General features: G+C 40.4%; 16 protein-coding genes and 1 pseudogene. 15 read left to right on the top strand and 2 right to left on the bottom strand.

Translation table 11 applies throughout. From position 1 onward, the window contains the following. Positions 1–27 precede the first annotated feature (27 nt). From R2S10_RS17815 to R2S10_RS17790, 6 genes are all read left to right on the top strand, one after another. Complete coding sequence (locus tag R2S10_RS17815; protein ID WP_316841761.1) at positions 28–1,281, top strand: murein hydrolase activator EnvC family protein; 1,254 nt, start codon at positions 28–30, stop codon at positions 1,279–1,281. Between the two features lie 283 nt (positions 1,282–1,564). Then, on the top strand, positions 1,565–4,084 hold the full coding sequence (locus R2S10_RS17810; RefSeq protein ID WP_316842066.1) for a DUF5686 and carboxypeptidase-like regulatory domain-containing protein: 2,520 nt from the start codon (positions 1,565–1,567) through the stop codon (positions 4,082–4,084). Positions 4,085–4,237: 153 nt separating this feature from the next. Next, positions 4,238–4,867, top strand: a complete 630-nt coding sequence (locus R2S10_RS17805) for a TetR/AcrR family transcriptional regulator (RefSeq protein ID WP_316841760.1) — start codon at positions 4,238–4,240, stop codon at positions 4,865–4,867. Between the two features lie 300 nt (positions 4,868–5,167). After that, positions 5,168–5,749 (top strand): DUF4833 domain-containing protein, encoded by a 582-nt coding sequence (locus R2S10_RS17800; RefSeq protein ID WP_316841759.1) that lies wholly within the window; start codon positions 5,168–5,170, stop codon positions 5,747–5,749. A gap of 114 nt (positions 5,750–5,863) precedes the next feature. Then, positions 5,864–6,232 carry a LiaF transmembrane domain-containing protein gene (locus tag R2S10_RS17795; protein ID WP_316841758.1) on the top strand — a complete coding sequence of 123 codons (369 nt, stop codon included), beginning with the start codon at positions 5,864–5,866 and terminating at the stop codon, positions 6,230–6,232. 247 nt (positions 6,233–6,479) lie between these two features. Beyond that, positions 6,480–6,968: a response regulator gene (locus R2S10_RS17790; RefSeq protein WP_316841757.1), complete on the top strand. Its 489-nt coding sequence runs from the start codon at positions 6,480–6,482 to the stop codon at positions 6,966–6,968. 40 nt (positions 6,969–7,008) lie between these two features. Here the strand turns inward: R2S10_RS17790 and R2S10_RS17785 are convergent, their stop codons facing one another. Beyond that, a complete protein-coding gene (locus tag R2S10_RS17785; protein ID WP_316841756.1) occupies positions 7,009–7,743 on the bottom strand; it encodes a GntR family transcriptional regulator in 735 nt (244 codons plus the stop codon). Positions 7,744–7,983: 240 nt separating this feature from the next. Between R2S10_RS17785 and R2S10_RS17780 the strand changes: the two genes are divergently transcribed. From R2S10_RS17780 to fabF, 3 genes are all read left to right on the top strand, one after another. Beyond that, positions 7,984–8,424, top strand: a complete 441-nt coding sequence (locus R2S10_RS17780; RefSeq protein ID WP_316841755.1) for a hypothetical protein — start codon at positions 7,984–7,986, stop codon at positions 8,422–8,424. A 160-nt stretch (positions 8,425–8,584) separates the two neighbouring features. Continuing rightward, complete coding sequence (locus R2S10_RS17775) at positions 8,585–9,043, top strand: PaaI family thioesterase (RefSeq protein WP_316841754.1); 459 nt, start codon at positions 8,585–8,587, stop codon at positions 9,041–9,043. Between the two features lie 54 nt (positions 9,044–9,097). Next, positions 9,098–10,351, top strand: a complete 1,254-nt coding sequence (fabF, locus tag R2S10_RS17770; RefSeq protein ID WP_316841753.1) for a beta-ketoacyl-ACP synthase II — start codon at positions 9,098–9,100, stop codon at positions 10,349–10,351. A 108-nt stretch (positions 10,352–10,459) separates the two neighbouring features. On the opposite strand, the gene R2S10_RS17765 is transcribed toward fabF, so the two are convergent. Next, on the bottom strand, positions 10,460–11,293 hold the full coding sequence (locus R2S10_RS17765) for a mechanosensitive ion channel family protein (protein ID WP_316841752.1): 834 nt from the start codon (positions 11,291–11,293) through the stop codon (positions 10,460–10,462). 157 nt (positions 11,294–11,450) lie between these two features. Between R2S10_RS17765 and R2S10_RS17760 the strand changes: the two genes are divergently transcribed. The 6 genes and pseudogenes from R2S10_RS17760 to R2S10_RS17735 form a co-directional block, all read left to right on the top strand. Next, on the top strand, positions 11,451–12,191 hold the full coding sequence (locus R2S10_RS17760; protein ID WP_316841751.1) for a phosphatase PAP2 family protein: 741 nt from the start codon (positions 11,451–11,453) through the stop codon (positions 12,189–12,191). Positions 12,192–12,251: 60 nt separating this feature from the next. Beyond that, entirely contained in the window at positions 12,252–13,031 is a 780-nt protein-coding gene (locus R2S10_RS17755; protein WP_316841750.1) for a phosphatase PAP2 family protein, read from the top strand. After that, positions 13,018–14,268: a TolC family protein gene (locus tag R2S10_RS17750; protein WP_316841749.1), complete on the top strand. Its 1,251-nt coding sequence runs from the start codon at positions 13,018–13,020 to the stop codon at positions 14,266–14,268. Before R2S10_RS17755 ends, R2S10_RS17750 begins: the two co-directional genes overlap by 14 nt. A 1-nt stretch (position 14,269) precedes the next feature. Beyond that, complete coding sequence (locus R2S10_RS17745; protein WP_316841748.1) at positions 14,270–15,193, top strand: efflux RND transporter periplasmic adaptor subunit; 924 nt, start codon at positions 14,270–14,272, stop codon at positions 15,191–15,193. A 2-nt stretch (positions 15,194–15,195) separates the two neighbouring features. Further along, complete coding sequence (locus R2S10_RS17740) at positions 15,196–18,243, top strand: efflux RND transporter permease subunit (protein WP_316841747.1); 3,048 nt, start codon at positions 15,196–15,198, stop codon at positions 18,241–18,243. An 804-nt stretch (positions 18,244–19,047) separates the two neighbouring features. After that, positions 19,048–22,278 (top strand): annotated as a pseudogene (locus R2S10_RS17735) (hypothetical protein); the annotation flags it as partial.

The following is a 22,278-nucleotide window of genomic DNA, read 5'->3' as shown; positions in this document are numbered from 1 at the left end:
ACGGTATTTAGTTACTTATTACACATAATGAAGCTCCAGAAATTATTCTTAACCATCATATTTACAGCCGTTACCACCCTTGTTTTTGCACAAACCAGTGCAGAATTGAAAAGGAACAAAGAAGCCATTCAAAGGGAAATTGAATTGTTGCAGAAAAACTTAAATGTGACTTCCAGCAATAAACGGCTGACTTTAGGTCAGATCAGAGCAGTAAATGCAAAGATCAGGTTGATGCAGAACAAAATTGCAGTGATCAACTCAGAAGTAAAAAATCTGGACAATCAAATTCATGAAAACAGCAATGAAGTTCGCACCCTAAAAGGGCAATTAGGACAGCTGAAGAAAGAATATGCAAGTATGATCCGCTTTGCACAAAGAAATCAGAATGCCTACGAAAAAATGATGTTCGTATTTGCAGCTGATGGCTTTAATCAGGCTTATAAAAGAATTAAATACCTGCAACAGTTTGGGCAATACCGCAAGAAACAAGCAGACTACCTGCAAGGTACACAGAAGAATATCGAATATAAGATCGGTGTGCTGGATAAGAATTTGAAAGAAAAAAGCAACTTGCTGACTGAACAAGAGCAGGAAAAGGTAAAGTTGAGTAAGAATAAATCTGAGCAGTCGGTGATGTTAAACCAGATCAGCCGACAAGAAAAGCAATTCAAGCAGGATCTTGCAGCGAGAAAAAGAAAACAAGCTGATATTGATCGCGCCATTAGAAACGCCATTCAGAAAGAAATAGAACTCGCCAGAAGAAAAGCGGAAGAAGAAGAACGTTTGGCCAATCAAAAAGCCATTGCTGAAGGTCGTCCAGTGGCTGCGGTAAAAGAAAAAACCAATTCCAGTTACCTAACAGCTTCTCCGGAAGCAGCAAAGCTTTCTGCGGGCTTTGAAAACAATAGGGGGCGCTTACCTTGGCCAGTGGCTCAATATTCCATTGTAGAGCGCTTTGGTGCCCATACGGAAGGCCAGGCCAGCTACAATAATGATGGGATCAATATCCTTACGGAGAACGGTGCTGCAGTAAAAGCAGTGTTCGAAGGCAAGGTGCTATTCGTAAGAGAATTGTACGGAACGTATATCGTTGCCTTAATCCATGGGGATTATTTTACCATTTATCAGAACCTGAAATCGGTTAGTGTAGCCAAAGGCGATAAGGTAGAAACCAAGCAAACACTCGGTGTGGTTGCATCAAAAGAAGATGGACCGGTACTACACTTTGAAATTATGAGAGGCCAGAATAAATTGAACCCAGAGGCCTGGATCGCAAAGTAATACCTTAAATTTCCGGAATTTTCATTTAGATGTCATAACATCTACCAATGGACTTCATGCTGACCAAATCTATGCAGATAGTCAGATGTTAGCTATATATTTGTGCCCACTATCAGAGAATTTCTGAATGGTCTCAAATAAGTTAAACGGAACCGTGTACATACCATACCCATATTCAGTAGCCGAAAAATCTACTGCCTTAACCTTGAAAAAGCCGCTTCTAGCTGAAACAGATGGGCTTCTTGTCTTTTTAAAACCAATCAGTTTATTGGTCTTGTTCCTGATGTTGATGTTTTCGAATCAGGCACATGCGCAGCAAACAGTGATAAGTGGTACTGTAACTGATGGCAGTACTAAAGAAAGCCTTCCTTATGTTTCCTACCAGATTGTGGGGACTACACTCGGTGGAAAAACTGATGCAGATGGTAAATTCAGCCTTACGATCAAAGGAGAAGGCACGGTGTTGAAATTCAGTTATGTAGGCTATAAAGCCCAAACCAGAACCATCAAAGCAGCTGCGAGCCAGGTCATCAATGTACAGTTGATGCCAGATGCAATGCTGATGAATGAAGTGGTGATTTCCGCTGGAAAAAAGCCCCGCTATCGCAATAAAGAAAATCCTGCTGTAGAGCTGATCAGAAAAGTGATCGCCAACAAGTCTAAGAACAAAATGGAAAACTACAACTTTGTAGAATACCAGAAGTATGAACTAATGAAATTCTCTTTGAGTAATCTTTCTGATAAGTTCAAAAACAAAAGGGTTTTCCGTAATTATCAGTTTTTATTCCAGGAGCAGGACTCTACCCAGATCGGTGGCAAGAATTTTCTCCCTGTATTCCAGGAAGAAAAGCTGAGTGATGTTTTTTTTAGAAAACGTCCTGAGCAGACTAAAACAGTAGTCATTGCAGATAAAAGAGTCAATTTTGATGAACGTTTTATTGATAACCAAGGCTTGACTGCTTATTTTGACCGTATGTATCAGGATATCAATATCTATGATAACAATATCAACGTAGTGAGTAATCAATTGCTAAGTCCAATTGCAGATTCCGCCCCGACTTTCTATAAGTATTTCATTACCGACACGATTAAAAATCATAACCCTCAACTAATAGAGCTAGCCTTTACCCCGCGTAATAAAACAGATCTGTTGTTTGAAGGAAAGTTATATATAACCCTGGATGGTAATTATGCCATTCAAAATGCTTACCTGACTGTCAACAAAGATATTAACCTGAATTTTGTTCGTGCTTTAGAAGCTAAATTAGATTTTGAGCGCAATCCTGATCAACGTTATCATTTGAGTAAAAGCAACCTGATTGTTGATTTCGGCCTGAGTAAGAAGAGTGGGGGAGGTTTCACAGGGGAAAGAACGGTTGCCTTTAAAGATTTTAAAATCAATGTTCCGGTTCCGGATACCACTTTTAAGTCAGGAGGCCAATTGGCTGTGCTACCTGATGCCAGCAAAAGATCAGAAGAGTTCTGGGCAAATAATCGCCCTATACCACTTAGCCCAACAGGAATAAAGATTTATGGAAACATAGATTCCCTGCAAACGATCCCTTCATTTAAACGAACACTGGATATCGTTACGCTCTTCTTTGCCGGGTATAAAGATTTTGGCCCATTCGAAATGGGACCAGTCAACACATTCTATAGCTTTAATGGGGTAGAAGGTTTCCGCCTTCGCCTTGGAGGCCGGACAACCCCTGCTTTAAGCAAACGCTATTATTTAGAAACCTATGCGGCTTATGGCTTTAAAGACGAAAAATGGAAGTATTTCCTGAGTGGAACCTATTCTTTAAATAATAAATCTATCTATGCTTTCCCTCAAAACTATATCAGGGCAAGTTTTCAAAGAGATACTAAAATCCCCGGACAAGAACTTCAATTTGTACAGGAAGATAACTTTCTTCTTTCTTTCAAAAGAGGGGATAACAATATGATGTTGTACAATGATTTCTACAGGTTAGATTATGTACATGAATTTGAGAATCATTTTTCCTATACACTAGGGCTACGCAAATGGAAACAGAGCCCTGCAGGGTCACTATACTTCAGTAATGCCAGCCCAGACGGTTTAATTAGTCGCACAGATCATATTAATACTACAGAGATCAGCGTAGGCTTAAGGTATGCACCAAATGAGAAGTTTTATCAGGGTAAAGTTTACCGTGTCCCATTTGTAGGACCTCACCCAGTATTCAATTTCCGTTATACCGGTGGAATTAAAGGGGTGTTAGGTGGGGAATATAATTACCACAACTTTATGGGAAGCATCGATAAACGTGTTTACCTGAGTCAGCTGGGTTATACAGATGTCACATTGGAAGGAGCTTATATCATTGGTAAAGTCCCTTTTCCTTTGTTGGCCATTCATAGAGCCAATCAGACTTATGCCTATCAGTTGAATTCTTATAACCTGATGAACTTCTTAGAGTTTGTAAGTGACCACTATGCCAGCGTTAACCTGGACCATAACTTTAACGGTTTCTTCTTCAATAAAATTCCTTTGTTGAAGAAATTGAAATTACGTGAAGTGATGTCTTTAAAAGTATTATACGGTGGTCTAAGGGATGAAAATAACCCGGATAAGAATCCTGATGCCATGCAGTTTGTTCGCAATGCAAATGGCCAGTCGATCACTAATTCTCTAAATAACGAGCCTTATATGGAAGGTAGCGTAGGTATTGGAAACATCTTTAAAGTGCTTCGCGTAGATGCCGTAAAAAGGTTCAATTACCTGGATAACCCGGAAGTATCCAGCTGGGGTATCCGCGCCAGGGTAAAGTTTGATTTCTAAATACAAAAAGGCAGTCTAGCTGCTTAATGAAGCTATTTTGAAAAGCGATGTGGACTTATGTTCCACATCGCTTTTTTTTTGAAACTCCATCTTGAAATTGGCCGGAGATCATTTTCTATCTTTGGGACATTAATGATTATACTCAATTGAGAAATGGCAGAGAAAGAAACAGTACTGAAGATTGAACCTAGCACCGAAGAAAAGATTAAGGAAGCCGCAACAAAACTCTTTATTGAGAAAGGATTTGCGGCAACAAGAACAAGGGATATTGCAACAGAAGCAGGCATCAACCTGGCCTTGCTCAATTACTATTTCCGGAGTAAAGAGAAACTTTTTGAGGTGGTAATGACGGAGAGTCTGGCTTTGTTTCTCCGGGGCTTGGAAGAGATTTTGAATGATGTGAATACTGTTCTCAAAGATAAAATTGCAGGGGTCGCCAGCCACTATATCGACCTGTTAAAAAAGCATCCTGATCTTCCTTTGTTCATCCTGACAGAAATTAAAGCGAATCCATCAAGGCTTGAGGCCGACCTCAGTATTCAGGAAATGCTTAAGGAATCTAACTTCTACAAACAGCTGGAAGCAACCACCAATAAGAAGATTGCGCCCATGCACCTGATCATGAATATGCTTGGAATTCTTGTTTTTCCTTTTGTTGGAAGTCCGGTCTTAAGAGGGGAGGATGAGCAAAGTAAGACTGAGTTTGATCAACTTATGGAAGAGCGTAAATACTGGATTCCGATTTGGATGGAAGCGATGCTAAAAACCATAACTTCTAAGTAAAATACCGTTAATCGTTTGATTAAAACAAATTATTAACTTATTAATATGTATATTATATTCAGGTAGTTGTGTGTTCTTTTGTAATGTGATTATTTATGTTTAATGCCAGAGCTGCTTTCTGGACAATCCAGCTAAGCACATTGGAATAAAGGCTTGGCTTTCCTGAAAATAAAACGAAGTTCAGCGCGTTATTTTGACAATATACTGGATAAGTTGTTTTTAGAAATCTCTAGCTTTGCAAGACCTTATTCCCACCAGGCTTAATAACAGGTCTGCTTAATGGAGTAAAATAACCAAGCAATGACTTCTATCATTTTCACTAAAATAAGCCGCAGTTGTTTAGCTGTGTTTATTGGTCTCTTTACTTTTTTAACAGTAAATGCGCAGACAGCCGACCGCAGTAATCCTTCTCCATTAAAGTTCCCAACTCCAAAAGGTATCAAGAATCAGTTGTTCTATTTACAGAGAGATCCGAATACCAATACCATCATTTATGAACTCAATGTAAACGCCAAAGGGGAGGTCAACAGAGCTGAACCAGTTCTGGTATACTGGCTCCGTTATGACGACAATGGAGTTAAGAAAGACCTGAGTTATATCCAACGGAAATTTGCCTATGGCATCCAGACTAAAGAAATCGCAAAGGATCAGTTTGAGATTCGTTTTGTCTCTCATAAGAAAATCCCAATGTATTTAATGCAGTCAAAAGAAGACCAAAAGTTTCATGTATACGTCACCGTAAATAACAAGAAAATTGAGCTGTCTAAGATCTTTGTAAGAATCGAAGGTGGATCTTTCTGGTTGCCTAATGTGAAATATGTAGAGCTTAGCGGAATCAATACGGCCACCGATACACCGGTTGTAGAAAGAATCAAGGTTTAATCAAACCAGCAATCCACCGATGTTTTTCCTCCTTCCACCGATCCTAGACGGAGGTACAACATGCTGATCTTGATCAGCATGCCCTGGCGCCATAGTTTTGAAGAAAAAAAGAACATGGAACCACAAGAAAAAAAACAGAAATTAAACTTTCATATCATTGCAGGATCAGGAATCGTTGCAATAGGATTAATCATGATGTTGGATAATCTAGGACTGGAATTCCCATCCTGGTTGTTGTCATGGCACACAATTATGCTTGGTGTAGGATTATGGATGGGGTATCGCAGAGACTTTAAAATATCCACCTGGCTGATTCTGGTGATCATTGGAGGGATTTACACCTTAAGCGACCTTCCCTTTGTAGACCTGTCAGGATATAGAGGTGCATTGGTCTTGATCGGGCTAGGAGTATATATGTTGCTGAAACCTGCTAAAAGCTATGCTTGTGATGGTTTTGACGCAAAGAAGCCAATCCAGTTTTAATCCCCATGGGAATGGCCCAAAGAAGAACGGTCGGAGTAATTGGCTGAGGGCCCTTTATTTCGACCTTTACAGATCAACTCTTGCTATTCCTAATACTGAACAAAATCAAAAAAAAAGGCTTGGATACCAAATCAATGGCTACTTGATTTAAATACTGAAGGTTTAGGCTTAAATTAAAACAGGTATTTAATGACCTCTTTAACCGTATAAAAACGGGTGCTTGCGCAGAATGTATTGTTGTAAATTTATGAAAAAATTAATTCTCATGGTAAATTTGCTGCAACAAGATAGACCGGAAAATTATCCAATTTTACAAATCCGGCCACCCAGAATAATTATTGTCGACAATGATAAGGTCCTATGCGACAGACTATCTGAGGCTTTTGACGAACTTGGTTTTCAACATAGAATCTATCACCGGGTAAGCAATATTACGCCCCTGGCCGAGGATTTTACCCCCGATTTAGTATTGATGGAATACCTGTTGCCCTGTTTAAACGGAGGCGAACTCTGTAGCCAACTCAGGATGCAGCAGCATACCTGCCAGATTCCTATCATCATCTATTCCAGCTTCCCTAAGGCATTCTTAGCCATGAACGCTTGTAGCTGTGATGCCTTTTTGCAGAAGCCCTTTAGTATAAACGCACTTTTGAGAACGATGAATTGCTTTTTGAAGTGTTGTAGCCATTTAAGAAGCAACAACGCCATACTTCCTTCGTTCTCTGATTTGAACTGATCTTTAGAGACTGGAATAGATCTGAACATTTCCTGAAATGCTAATCGGTTCTCCGGCTCTCTACTACATAGGTAAAGCTATTCGCTTTATAATACCCTAGATTGTATTCTACCGGACGATCCGATTGGTCATAAACGAATCTTTTTCTCAGTAGGATGGGAGATCCAGGTTCCGCTTCCAGCTTTGCCGCAGTAAATTTATCCGCCGCAATAGCGGAGATTTCCTCCTTGGATAGCTCTGCAACCGTATGGTAATCCTGCTCCAGAATTTCATAAAGTGGTCTTTTGAAATCTTCTTCTCCCGTTAATCCAATCCTTGGATGGAAATAAGAGATGAAATAAACAAAAGGATCATTCACTTTGCCCCTTAGACGCTCCATTTTAAGGATCTTCTTATCAGTCTTTATATCGAAAAAATTAGCAATATACTGGTCTGGATATACCCAGCTGATATGAAGCTCGAAATTCTTCACCGGAATACCCCTTGCGGTCATTTCCTGAGAAAAACTTAGCCAGTTTTTTGACTTCGAGCTAAATTTACCACTGGAAACCTTGGTGCCTACTCCTTTCTTGCGGACTAAAAGTTCTTCATAAACCAATTTATTGATAGCCAAACGCAATGTAGTGCGGGAAATGGCCAGAACCTTCGCCAGCTCTACCTCATTAGGTAACATCTTTCCATCCTGATATTCCTGCTCTTTAATCAGCGCTCTCAGCAGCTGCTCCGCCTGTATGTGTAAGGGGATAGGGCTTTTATGGTCTATTTTATAACTCATGTATATACGTTCTGGAGTACCTTACAAACTTAGAAAAAAAATGAATGGAACTGCAATCTATGCTTTCTTAGCGCTAAGTTCCTCATTTTGCGAAATTTACTGCAGCAAAGTTTTCCAAAATAAACAGCATAATATGTGTGTACATAAGTGTTGGGTTCTAAATTTCTTATTTTTCTATTACTTTTGATCCAATCATCCCTGAATAGGGTATCCTCGACAAGATCAAACCAAAGTTTAAACATGAACTACATTACAATTGGCGCTTTAATCCTAATCACCCTTATCGCTTTACCTTATCTTTTCAGTTCTTTTAAGAAATTAAACAGCCATCATATGCCTTTTCTAAAGGCATTTAACCCGATGTGCAGTCCAACTGCTTATGAAGCTGAACTATTGAAAAAAAGCCTTAGTCCCATTACTCAGGAAATGGAAAACAAAGAAATGGCCGGTTTTATCAACCACTGGACCGCAAAATTTGAAAATAAGCAATTGAATGTTGCCGATGTACTGCTGTTAAATGAGCAATTAGCCGTTGGAAATACCCAGCAGGTGAATGGTATTTTAGCTTTACACCCCGATGCCCTGAATATGTATAATGAGATCAATAAAGGCTTGACTGCTATTGAAACGGAGAAAATCGCTGCTCAAACAGCTGCTGCTGCCGAGTCGGCAACAGCATAATCCAACAAAAGCAAGGCTGTTTACTAGTCTTTTCCGCATTCATTCGGCCTTTTAGTTTGTTTTTCAACTAAGGGTGGGTATATTTGCGCCGTGGAATTTATAGCCTCCACAACTGCACGGATCTAAAGTCTTATCCAATTCACCATAAAATAATAGATAGATGCTTAAACCCTCAGAATTTTTCATACAGCACATCGGACAAGAGATGGAAACTTCTCTGTCGCCGGTACTGAACTGGTTAAAACCAACGATTCTGGCAGTAGAAAAAGGAAAGCTGGTGTTGCAGCACAAGGTGAGGAAAGAAATGACCAATCCAATGGGTATCCTACATGGTGGAATCACTTCTGCCATTATTGATGACGCCATTGGTGCAACATTGTTTGCCTATGATGAACCGCATTATTATGTAACGATCAACCTGGTGGTAGATTATTTTGCCGCTGCAAAAGAAGGAGACCTGATCATTGCAGAAACAATAATGGTAAAGAAAGGGCGGCAAATTGCCAATGTAAGTTGCGAAGTTTGGAATGAAAATAGAACAAGACTCATTGCCAAAGGTTATAGTAATCTGCTGAGGACCGAAAGAAGAAAACCGGAAGAAAGTACAGATCACAAATAAAAAAGATAAAATGGCTGTTTGCCTTAACAATATTAAATAAAATAAAAAAATAGGATGAAAAGAGTAGTCGTAACCGGAATGGGAGTTATTAGTCCATTAGGAAATTCTGTAGATGAATTGTGGAAGAATATCCTGGCAGGTAAGAGTGGAGTAGGACCAATCACAAAGTTTGATTCTACCAAATTTAAAACTCATTTTGCCTGTGAAGTCAAAGACTTTAATGCAGAAGATTACGTTGAGAAAAAAGAAGTCAGAAAGTATGATGTCTATACTCAATATGCCATTGCAGCAAGTGACCAGGCTATTAAAGCAGCGGGACTTGACTTCTCAACTATGTCTGAAGAAGACCGTTGTGAAGTAGGTGTGATCTGGGCAACTGGAAATGGTGGAATCGGTACTTTTGAACAACAATTGAAAGAATACCACTCAGGTGATGGTACTCCAAGATTCAGCCCTTATTTTATCCCTAAAATGATCGTGGATATTGCGGCAGGAGTAATTTCTATCCGTAACAGTCTGCATGGCCCAAACTACTGTACAGTTTCTGCTTGTGCCTCTTCAAATACAGCAATTATCAGTGCATTTGATACCATCAGATTAGGAAAAGCAAATATCATGATTGCTGGTGGTTCTGAAGCAGCAATTACAGATTCTTCAGTTGGTGGATTTAACGCTGCTCAGGCATTATCGAAAAGAAATGACGATCCTGAAAGAGCTTCACGCCCATTCGATAAAGACAGAGATGGCTTTGTGATTGCAGAAGGTGCTGCGGCATTGATTCTGGAAGACTATGACTATGCCATTGCCAGAGGTGCGACTATTTATGGTGAGATGGTTGGTGGCGGTATGGCTGCTGATGCCTACCATTTAACAGGAACACATCCTAAAGGCTTAGGTGCGGTTCAAGGAATGAAAAAAGCATTGAAGGATGCTGGAATTCAACCAGAACAAATTGATTATATCAATGCACATGCGACTTCTACAGGTCTTGGTGACTTAAGTGAGCTATTGGGTATTAAAACAGTATTCAACGATGCTCCGGTATTGATCAGTGGAACAAAATCTATGACTGGCCACTTACTAGGTGCAGCAGGTGCCCTTGAAGCAGTGATCAGTGTGCTATCTGCACAACATGATATGGTTCCTGCGACTACAAATACTGAAACTTTAGATGAAGCAATTCCTGAAGGATTACACATCGTTTTAGGTCAGTCAGTAGCTAAAAAGATCAATTATGTAATGAACAATACCTTTGGGTTTGGTGGACATACAGCAACATCAATCTTCAAAAAATACGAAGGTAAATAACCTAAAGAAGATCCTTCTTCGGAATAGGAATATAAAAAAAACGAGCGTATCCAACAGGGTACGCTCGTTTTTTATGCATTCAGTTTTTCTGAATAAATACAGTAGGGTTTACTTTGCAGTTTCTGTTCCTGTAATTACATGAACCTCTTTTTGCGGTGCTGGAATCCCAATGCTGTTTTTATCCAGCTCTTCTTTGATCAATTGAAAGTTTCTGTGGTAAACTGGCCAGAACTCTGTATTTGATACCCAGGCGCGGATCGTCAGGCTGATGGAGCTGTCTGCTAAAGCAGTAACCAGTACCTTCGGCTCAGGGTCTTTAAGGATCTGTGGATCCGAAGCCAATACTTTCGTAATCACGTTTCTGGCCACATTAATGTCGGAGTCGTAAGAAACTCCAATTACATATTCCATCATTCGGGTCTCATTATCCGTTAAGTTATTGATCACCGCATTGGCTAAAGGACCATTCGGAGCATATAAGGTGGTACCGTTACCAGCTTTAAGCGTGGTATATAGAATATCAATTTTAAGAACGGTACCGCTTACGCCATTATTGGAGCTGATGGCATGTCCAACTCTAAAGGGTTTAAAGAGTAAGATCAGGACACCACCTGCAAAATTGGAGAGGCTGCCTTGTAGCGCTAAACCTACGGCTAAACCTGCAGCACCCAATACCGCAACAAAAGAAGTGGTTTGGATACCCAACGTAGAAGCTACAGTTAATAACAGCAGCACATAAAGCACTACTTTGATGATACTCAATAGAAAGCTCGACAATGAAATGTCAATTCTTCCCTTTGTAAAACGATTGGTTAAAAAGCGGATCAGAAATTTGATCAGCCAAAGACCAACAAATAAGGTAATGATGGCTGCTATAAAAGAAGGTACTCGTGCAATTAAGCCGTTTAAAAGTTGATCCAGTGTGATTTCAATTTTGGACATATGGTGTGATTTTTGTGTATTCGGCTGGTAGGCACATTTATGATGCCACCAATACGCCTGATTTTGGTATTTTTGAAATTTAAGCCTAAATTAAGCTTTTAACCCCACAGAATTGCTACAGAATTGAGCTGTAGCTTTGATAAAACAAAGAATAAAGATGTTGAGATTGAAGTGTAGCCTGATGCTATTGTTGTGTTTTTCCTTGTCCATTAAGGCTCAGTATGCTGATTCATTAGCAAAACAGAATAAAGTTAAAATTGCCCCTTTTATTATTCCTGCGGTATTCATAAGCTATGGCCTATTGGCAAAAGGTGATAATTTTATCAGAGATATAGACCGCAATACCCAGAAGGAGCTTCAGGAAGACCATCCATTCTTTTCTAAAAGTGCAGATGATTTTATGCGTTATGTGCCTGCTATTGCAGTTTACGGCCTTAATCTGGCAGGGGTAAAAGGACGAAATAGCTATCTTGATGCAACCGGTAACTATGTAGTTTCAATGGGTATCATGACCGGAGTGGTTGCATTGGGTAAAAAACAATCCCACCGACTTCGTCCTGACGGCAGTGGTTACGATTCTTTTCCATCGGGACACAGTGCCGCTTCTTTTGTTGCTGCAGAATTCTTAATGCAGGAATATCGAGATGTTTCTCCATGGATTGGTTACGCTGGATATGCAGTGGCCACAACCACCGGTGTTTTCAGACTCTATAACAATAAACATTGGGTAAGTGATGTAGTGGCGGGTGCCGGAGTGGGTATTCTGTCTGCCAAACTAGGCTATTTAGTATATCCTCAACTTAAAAAGCTCATCATGGGCAGAAAACAAAGTAATTTTAACCTCGTTCCTGCTTATCAGCAGAAAGCAGTAGGATTCTCTTTTTCCGGTACTTTTTAACGAACCGCGACTACAGAATTACTACATATTTGAGTCTTAGCTTTATCTAAAATTCAAATCATGAAAAAGCTTCGCTTTCTGTTTGTCGCATTTTGTCTTCCAGTCGGTTTGTATGCCCAGGTTCAACCGGCTGATTCTTTAGCTTTAAAGAACATTACTGAAAATCCAATAAAGACCAGTAATGATAACACCTTCAAGGTAAAATCACTAATTCTCCCGGCAGCATTTATTACTTATGGAGCTTTGTCTTTTGGCGATAACCCAATCAGTAATTTAGACCGTACCACAAAAAACGAGCTTCAGGAAGACCATCCTTTGTTTGCGGCACATCTGGATAATTATATGCAGTTTGCCCCGGCACTTACGGTTTATGCTTTAAACTTTGCTGGGATTAAAGGGAAAAACACACTAGTAGATGCTACAGGGATATATGTCCTGTCTTCAGCCATAATGGGCGGTAGTGTCTCGCTTTTAAAACATACTTCACATCGTTTAAGACCAGATGGAAGTAGTTATACCTCCTTTCCTTCCGGACATACTGCCCTGGCTTTTGCAGGTGCAGAATTTTTAAAACAAGAATATAAAGACGTATCTCCCTGGTATGGATTTGCCGGATATGCAGTAGCAACAGCCACAGGAACTTTAAGAATGTACAACAATAAACATTGGTTTAGTGATGTGGTGGCTGGTGCCGGAATAGGAATCCTTTCTACTAAACTAGCCTATTACTTATATCCGCATTTGAAGAAATTAGTCGTAGGAAAACAGACGCTCAGTTACAGTATGGTGCCAGTTTATGAGGATAAAACCTTTGGTCTCTCCTTCCATGGAACGTTTTAAAAATAGCATTTATTGTCTTGTCGTATTGACCATGCTCTCGGTTTCCGGGAAAGGGCAGGTTGCATCCGGCAGGGATCTTGATTTCTTTATTCAGCAGGGCTTAAATTCAAGCCCGGTATTAAACGACTATAGAAATCAGCAATTGAGTAACCGGATGGACAGCCTAAGATGGCGGGCGGGCTATCGGCCACAGCTGAGCGCAAGCTCCGCAGGAATGTATGCCCCGGTGGTCAAAGGTTATGGCTATGATAAGACGCTGACTAACGGGCAGTCGCTGGAGGCCTTGCTCAGCCTGAACTATATGCTGGTGGGGAAAGATAAAATTAACCAGCAAATTACACAAAGTAAAATCCATAGTGATTCCCTGACCTATGCGGCCAATTGGTCTGCATTGGATTTAAAGAAGAACATCACTGATCAATACTTAAATGCCTATGCCAGTCAGGAGCAAATGGTGTTTAACGCAGAGGTATATGAGTTGCTAAAAAAAGAAGAACAGCTCCTTAAAAAGCTGACACGTGCAAATACCTACAAGCAGTCGGAATACCTGACTTTTCTAGTGACTTTTCAGCAACAGCACTTAACCTGGAAACAGGCCGAAATCCAGTTCAAGAACGATTACGCAATCCTGAATTACCTCTGCGGGATTACAGATACCGCCAGGAATCAGCTTAAAACACCAGATATTATCACTTCCAGCCCCCTCATAGCTGCGTTTTTCAATACACGCTTTAAGCTGGATAGCCTGAAAAATGAAAATGATAAAAGAGGAGTATCTCTCAATTACCGGCCTAAAACCAATATCTATGTAAATGGGGGCTATAATTCTTCTTTTTTACTGCAACCCTATAAGAATTTTGGGACAAGTGTCGGCTTTACACTTTCTATTCCTATATATGATGGGCATCAGAAAGCGATACAACTTCATCAGCTGAATATTCAACAGGAAACCGGAGCAGCATATAAAGCGTTTTTTATCCGCCAGCACCAACAGCAGCTGAACCTGTTATGGCAACAGATTCGGGAAAATCAGGCCTTGTATCCGCAAATTAACGAACAGATCAGGTTTGCTAAAAGTTTGATGGAAGTAGACAGTCAGCTCTTAACTACCGGCGACCTTCGGATTGCAGATTATATCATTGCAATTAATAATTATCTGGCGGCAAAGAATCTGCTTCGCCAAACACATATTAACGGCTTTAAGCTGATCAATCAATTCAATTTTTGGAACAGATAGTATGAAGCAGCAAATAAGAATTTTCATTGGCTCAGGCCTCAGTTTACTGTTGGCGGCATGTGGTGCTACACCGAAAGAGAAGGCTCACGATGCTGCGGACCTGCAAACACCAGTAGAAATCACCTTTGCTGGCCATAAGGATATGGCCTCTTATATAGATTTAAATGCCAGTTCAGCTTATCTGGAGAAAAGCAATATAAAAGCAAGTATCAATGGATACCTGCGGGATATGAAAGTAAAAATGGGGGATGCTGTCAATAGTGGCCAGGTGTTATTTAGCTTGGTCACTAAAGAAGCGCAGGCAATCGGCAACACCATTAATCGGTTGGATCCAGCCTTTAAATTTTCTGGAGTTTCAAATATTAGGGCCGCACAGAATGGCTTCATCACCATGCTCAATCACCAAAAGGGGGATTATGTTCAAGAAGGGGAGACCTTGGCAGTATTGAGCAATAAAAGCAGTTTGGTGTTTTTATTGGATGTTCCCTATGCAATGCGACAAAATATGATCAGTAATACCTCAGTGCTGCTCACTTTACCCGATGGGGAAAAGTTAAACGGCCTGGTTGCTGCTCCATTGGCTACTGTGGATTCCGTAGCGCAAACTCAACGTTTTATCATTCGTGTTAGCCCAACTCATGCCATTCCGGAAAATCTGGTGGCTGGCGCCAGATTGATCAATTTGTTTCACTCCAATGCAGTAACACTTCCAAAATCTGCAGTTCTGAGTAATGAAACTGAAGATGAGTTTTGGGTAATGAAGTTGAGTAACGACTCCACAGCAGTCAAAGTGCTGGTGAAAAAAGGAATGGACGATGGGAAAGAAATTGAGATCCTGAATCCAATCTTTTCTCCAAATGATCGGTTTGTGTTGATTGGTAATTATGGTCTTGCAGATACAGCGAAAATTAAAATCAAGAAATAGCTATGAATAGTTTTTTCATTTCTCATAAGAAACCCTTGACTGCAGTTTTGCTGCTGATTCTTTTGGCTGGCGTTTTTTCTTATACCAAACTAAAGACCGCTTTATTCCCGGAGATCACTTTTCCTAAGATCAAGATCATTGCCGAAGGAGAGTTGCAGCCCGTAAATCAAATGATGTTAACGGTGACCAAGCCCTTGGAAAACGTAGTAAAACAGGTGCCTGATTTAAAACTGATCCGCAGTATAACCAGTAGGGGCAGTTGTGAAATCTCTGCTTATATGAATTGGGATGCCGACATCGACTTGAGTCAGCAGAGGATTGAAGCACAGATTGCCAAAATTAAAAATAGTCTACCTCCAGGGTTGAACCTCAGTATAGAGAAGATGAACCCGTCGATTCTTCCGGTAAGTGGCTACGCTCTGGAGAGTACGAGCAAATCCCCAATCGAACTCAAGCAGTTGGCAGAGTTTACCATTAAGCCATTTTTATTACAGGTAGAAGGGGTATCAGAGATCAGAGTGATTGGTGGGAAATCAAAAGAATACCGACTCAGGTTAAACCAATCAGCGATGACTGCCCTGGCGATCAGCCCGGATCAAATTGCCAATGCAATGGCAATGACCAATTTTGTAAAATCTAATGGTTATGTATCGGATTATAACTATTTGTATTTATCGGTTACAGATGCCACTTTGAAAACTAAGGAGGATCTTGAAAACCTAATCGTGAGTAAAAAGAACAATAGAACGGTTAGGTTAAAGGAATTGGCGGAGGTAAATGTAGCCGAAGCCATCGAGTATACGAGGGTAAATGCCAATGGTAAAGCGGGGATCTTGATTGCAGTCATCAAGCAACCTAAAACCAATCTACTGGATCTTTCTGCGCAAATGGAGCAGAAAGTAGCCGATTTGAGAAAGATTTTACCTCAGGGAGTAACGATAAAGCCTTATTACCTGCAAGCAGATTTTGTAAACAGAGCAGTAACCAGTGTAACGGATAGTTTGTGGATCGGTTTGCTGCTGGCAATCCTGGTCGCCATCTTCTTCCTGCGCTCGATGAAGCCGAGTCTGACTATTTTATTTACCATCCCGGTTACCCTGGGCTTAACCTTAATTTCATTGTTAGCTGTCGGTTATTCTTTTAATATCATGACCTTGGGTGCAATTGCGGCAGCTATTGGATTGATCATAGATGATGCGATTGTAGTGGTCGAACAGATTCACCGTACAGGAGAAGAACATCCCACAGCAGCTACTCCGGTCTTGCTGAAAAAGGCGATCAGCTATCTTTTTCCTGGAATGTTGGCCTCTTCCATCAGTACCATTGTGATTTTTATCCCTTTTGCATGGATGACTGGTGTAGCTGGCGCGTATTTTCAGGTGATGACCAATACGATGGTCATTACGCTGATCTGTTCTTTCTTTGTAACCTGGATTGGCTTACCAGTGATTTATCTGTTATTGACAAAAAAGGAAAAGAAATCAGATTCAGAAAATGAGTGTCCTCTACCAGAGGAGAGCAGAAAATCTGATCATAGTCCGGCAGTAAACAGCACCTGGATTAACTATTTTATCAAAAGATCATACCTGAGTTTTGGCTTTATTGCATTATTACTCTTTCTAATGATTTTCTTGTTTCCTCGTTTGGAAACTGGCTTTTTACCCGATATGGATGAAGGGAGTATTGTCCTGGATTATAAAACTCCGGAAGGCACCTCTTTACAGGAAACAGACCGTATCTTAACTGAAGTAGAGCGGATGATCGTTAAAATACCGGAAGTGGAGGCTTATTCCAGGCGTACCGGTACACAGATGGGATTCTTTATTACGGCGGCCAATACAGGTGATTACCTGATCCAGTTAAAGCCTGGCAGGAAAAGAACTACCAATGAGGTTATTGATGAGATTAGAAGTAAAATTGAACAATCTCAGCCTGCATTGACAGTTGATTTTGGGCAGGTGATCGGAGATATGCTGGGGGATTTAATGAGTGCTACACAGCCTATAGAGCTTAAAATATTCGGTGCAAATCCAAAAGTATTACAACAGCTTTCGAAAGATGTGGCCGATGTGGTGTCAAAAGTTAAAGGTACTGCTGATGTATTTGATGGGATTGTTATCGCTGGTCCTTCTGTAGCAATTGTTCCCGATTATGCCGCACTGGCACAATATGGTATTTCTCCATCAGCTTTTCAATTGCAGGTGCAGACCGCCTTGGAAGGGAGTGTGATTGGGAATGTGTATGGTTTACAGCAGCTGTTTCCGATCAGAATGGTTTCCTTCAAAGGAGAGGGGCCGAGCATGGAGGAGCTGAATCAAATGAATATATTCTTAGACAATGGCAAAACGATTCCAATGAAGCTACTTGCCAGGGTTGAGATTAAAACTGGAGAAGCGGAGGTAGAAAGAGAGAATTTACAGCCAATAGGTTTGGTGTCGGCACGTCTTGATCAGCGGGATCTGGGGAGTGTCATGCAAGATATTAAAAAGGAAATCACAGCAAAAATTCAGCTTCCAAATGGTGCTTATATGGAATATGGAGGAGCTTATGAAGCACAGCAACAATCCTTTAAGGAGTTGTTTATGATTCTGCTGCTTTCCAGTTTGTTGGTGTTCAGTGTGATTTTGTTTGTTTTTAAAGATTTTAAAATTGCTTTCCTCATCTTATTTATTGCCATCCTCGGGGTTTCTGGGAGTGGCTTGGCGTTATTTGTAACACAGACACCGCTCAATGTAGGTAGCTATACAGGCATGGTGATGATGGTAGGGATTGTTGCTGAAAATGCCATATTTACATTCCTTCAGTTTAAGGAGTCGCTGCTGACCAAGGGATTAGATGAGGCTTTGGTATATGCGATTTCTACCAGGCTGAGGCCAAAATTAATGACCGCATTGGGTGCTATTCTCGCTTTAAGTCCATTGGCACTTGGTATAGGGGCAGGGGCGCAGTTGCATCAACCTTTAGCAATCGCAATTATTGGTGGGTTTTTAATGGCAATGCCTTTATTGTTAGTGGTATTACCTAGCTTAATCAGGAGATTTTATCGATAGAGATTAAATTTAAGGGGCCGAACTTCCCGGAACGTGCCCCTTTTCTGATCGACATCCATCGAGTTGAATAAATTATCTTCAAATATATATTCCCGATAAAGTCAAAAAAATGATCTTCGTCACAATTTTGAACTTTCTAGTGGAAAACTGCTTGTATCTTCTGTTTTACAGTGTTTTAAAGCTTTATAGTAGGATTTAAATTTTCTAATCACTTTTAAAACCTCTGTTTTTCGATATTCCTTTGTTCTAATATTCTATCCTTCTTTTTTTCTGTGTTTATGTTATAGTTTAATTGTGATATACGTTTTTGGCTTTTGTTCTCTTTTTGAGAATATTATTTTTCCAATAAATTTCATGCTTGGTTGTGCTTTTTACGGAATTCCGTAGAATTTGACGGTTTTGAAAGTATGGCATGATGATACTTGCCAATTTAGTCTAATTGGTATTTGTAAAAGTGTGCAATCATTTCCCCAAATAGGGGAAACGATTGCTTTTTTACCCCACTGAGTTGGGTATTTGTTCTACATAATTTATCTATTAAAATTAATTTCTGTCCTATTTGTAGTTTAAATGTTGTTTTGTGACTGATTGTTGTTTTTGGCTCGGTTTTTATTAAAAACTGAAAATTTTCATACTCTTCATGGGAATATTATCGAAATTCTAATTAATTTGGTAGTGATAAATAGAGTTAACCTTTAAGAAAAAATCGGTATTGGCAAGTCGCCTTTGAGCAAGAGTACTTATTTAAAGAATTGATTTCGCTTTACCAATATCCTTAGAGGCCCTACATCTATCTCCTTATGTATGATGCTAGAAACGCTCCGACGTCTGTCTTTTTTACTAACGAATAAATGCTGCCTGCTGGTTGCACTCTTTTTGTTAGTCAATTTTTCGGCTGTTCATGCCGAAGGAAGTAAAGACTTGTACCCGAATGGGGCAGAAGGTAATCGTGCATTTTTAAACTGCAATTCTAATACTAGTTTCCCTTACGATTCCTGGCCATTTAAAACCCGTGGTACTCATTATGTTTATGCCAAGGCAGGAGAAATTATTGCTGTAGCTTCCAGTGCACAGGGATATGGACAAGCCACGATTAATTTAACATCTCCTATAGGTTCAACCTTCAGTTCAAATTCAAGTACTTCCATCGGCAGAATTACTAATCGGGATGCTGAGCTTGCGGGCCCTAAGAAAGGGACTAATGATCCTGCAAATAGCTATACTCCTTTTACCGTAACGGTTGATGCTGCGAACGAAGGGGTCTGGAAGGTAGAATTTCTTCCTCCTTCCGGGATTGGAGCTAAAAACATAGAGACTGGTGTGGATATTTCAGCTGATGGGGACTGGACACAGTCGAGATCTGGGGCAGGCGGGAATCTTGATGACATCGCGGCATGGGATGTTTCGGTCAGAAAGCCGGGTGCTGACTGGTTAACAGGTAGAGTATATGCGAATGTATTAAATCTGCATATCACACAGAATTTTAGAGCAACCAAAGCTTATTTTGCAACTCACTATGTATTGACCAAAGATGGACGTGCATATCGGGTAAAAACCAACGGGAGTAATGGTGTTGCTTTTACTTTTTTTTCTAATAGTAATGGATTTGCCTATAATTCGGTTCCAACCTATAAAAGTTTTAATGCGTCTGCACTTGCTGCTATTTTACCAGTGACCCATAATCCAACGCTACCGGATAATGGAAATAACATTACCCATAAAATATTTTACAATAAACCAAATCCTGATTTACCTGAGATAGCTACAGTCTGGGGCTTTCCAGGATCCAAAACCTGGTTGAAGAATACTGAAGTACTGCCTGAAATCACACAGCTTAAGGTTATAGGGGCAGAAGGGACTCCTGGTCTTGCAGGTAGAAATGGCGCGTATATAAATTTTAATTCTACTACATCAGGTACATTTAGAATCACTATTCCTGTGACTACATCTGCAGGAGTGATTGCGAACAGGGTGATTATTGGTGTTGCAAGTAAAGGTTCTAACTCTGTCTATTGGGATGGAAAGGACGCCAATGGAAACTACCTTTTACCAGCAAATGTACTAAGCACACTTAAAACCAAATTGCAATCTGCAGAAGTTCATTTTCCTTATATAGACATGGAAATTAATCCTCAAGGATTGATCATTGAGCTGACTGATAATACAACCGATTATGAAATCAGGGAGAATGCCGGAAATGAGTCTATTTATAGTAGTAGAACCTATTGGGATGACTCGGATATTACTGGTGCAGGTAATTCCTCATGGGAAACATCTAATCCTGTTGTCAACAATGTGACAGGAAGTCTGAAGGAAGATAAGAGGCATAGTTGGGGGAACTACACTACAGGTGGTACAACGAATGGAACTGTAAATTCTGGTACCGGTCTTACGAGTTTTGGAAATGGAAGATCTATGGACACCTGGGCTTATATTCAGGGGAGTGAAGTAGATAACCCAATTGATTTAACGATTAAAGTTGCCGATTTGAAAGTAGTTAGTATTACTCCAAATGTGAGTTCTTTCCTCTCGAATCAGCAGATCACTTATACTGTAAAGGTGAAAAATGATGGCCCTAGTGACGTATTAGGTGCTACTTTTGCTTTTGTAAATCCAGCAGGATTCCAAATTGACCCAAGCATTCCGGTTACAATGAGCCCATCAGGAATGGTGACAAGTTCCTCAATTATAAGCGGAGGGTTTACTGCCAAGTTGAATATGATCAACCAGTCAGAAATTGAATTTGTCATCACTGGAAAAATGACCACTTCAGCTCCTGTTTATCCAATTTCTGCTGAGGCAAGTATACTACGTCCTGCGGATGTGACAGATCCCGATGCGACCAATCCAAACGTTACTCCTACAGGAGTGGCACCTTCAGATCCACATTTGGAATGTAAAAACGGGACTGCGACAGAAAACTGTAACAATATAAAATACCACCACATTCAGGTTTATGAGGTTTGTTCAGGTTCAAATATTACCCCGATTACATACCAGGGAAATGCTGGAATTGTATCTGTTCTCGGAAATGTTCCAGCCCTTAGTTTTGTACGGAATGATGCCAGTCAATCAATGAACGTTACGGGCAAACCGACGGCAACAGGATCTTTTACACTTGGAACGACTGGAAACGATCAGCATAAAACTACTTATGTAATCGATGTGGTCGCGCTACCGGTAGTGACGCTTCCAGCATTATTGGCGGTTTGTAAATCGAAAAGTATTACTATCCCAGCTACTGCTTCCGGAGAAAATAACACGTTTACATGGGAGTTTAAGGATGGCGCAGGTAATTGGGTGCCGTTTACTGAAGGAGCAGATATTGTAGGAGTGAACACGGCTACATTGAAACTCAATAATGTACCCTTGACGTTCGACGGGAAAGAGATTAAAGTGATCGTAACTTCTGCTATCGGATGTAAAGGGGAAACAACAGGGATATTGAAGGTCTCTGAATTGTCTACTTTAGTGAGGATTAGTGCGAGTAATACTGATTTTTGTGAAGGAACAATAGTGACCTTAACTGCTAGTAGCACCCCTTTTTCTAAGCAATGGATCAGAGGTGGTGTTCCAATTCCTGGTGCAACAGGAAACACTTATCAGACTTCTGAATCTGGAATTTATACCCTTCAAATTACAAACGATAAGGGATGCTCCATCTTGTCGCTTAATTCAATAGAACTAACTGCAGGACCAACACCTGTAATATCAGATGTAGTGATAGATGGACCAGCAACTGTATGTAACGGAGGACAAGTGAAACTATCTGTTACTTCCAGTGAAACGGGTCTTACTTACCAGTGGATGGATATGGATGGTAATATTCCAGGTGCAACTGGTGCTGTTTTTTATGCCACTAAAACAGGATATTATCAGGTCGAGGTGAAAAACAGATGGTGTAGCATCATCTCGAACACTGTGGAAGTTACCGTAAACCCAATTCCAGTAGCTACGATCACGGTTACTGGTGCGACCACCTTCTGCGATGGTGGTACGGTCTTGCTGACTGCATCGCTAGCAGACAGTTACCAA

It is taken from the genome of Pedobacter gandavensis (genome assembly GCF_032678745.1).
GTDB lineage: Bacteria > Bacteroidota > Bacteroidia > Sphingobacteriales > Sphingobacteriaceae > Pedobacter > Pedobacter gandavensis_C.
The sequence above is the reverse complement of the archived record's forward strand: the minus strand, read 5'-3'. Positions and strand labels throughout refer to the sequence as shown.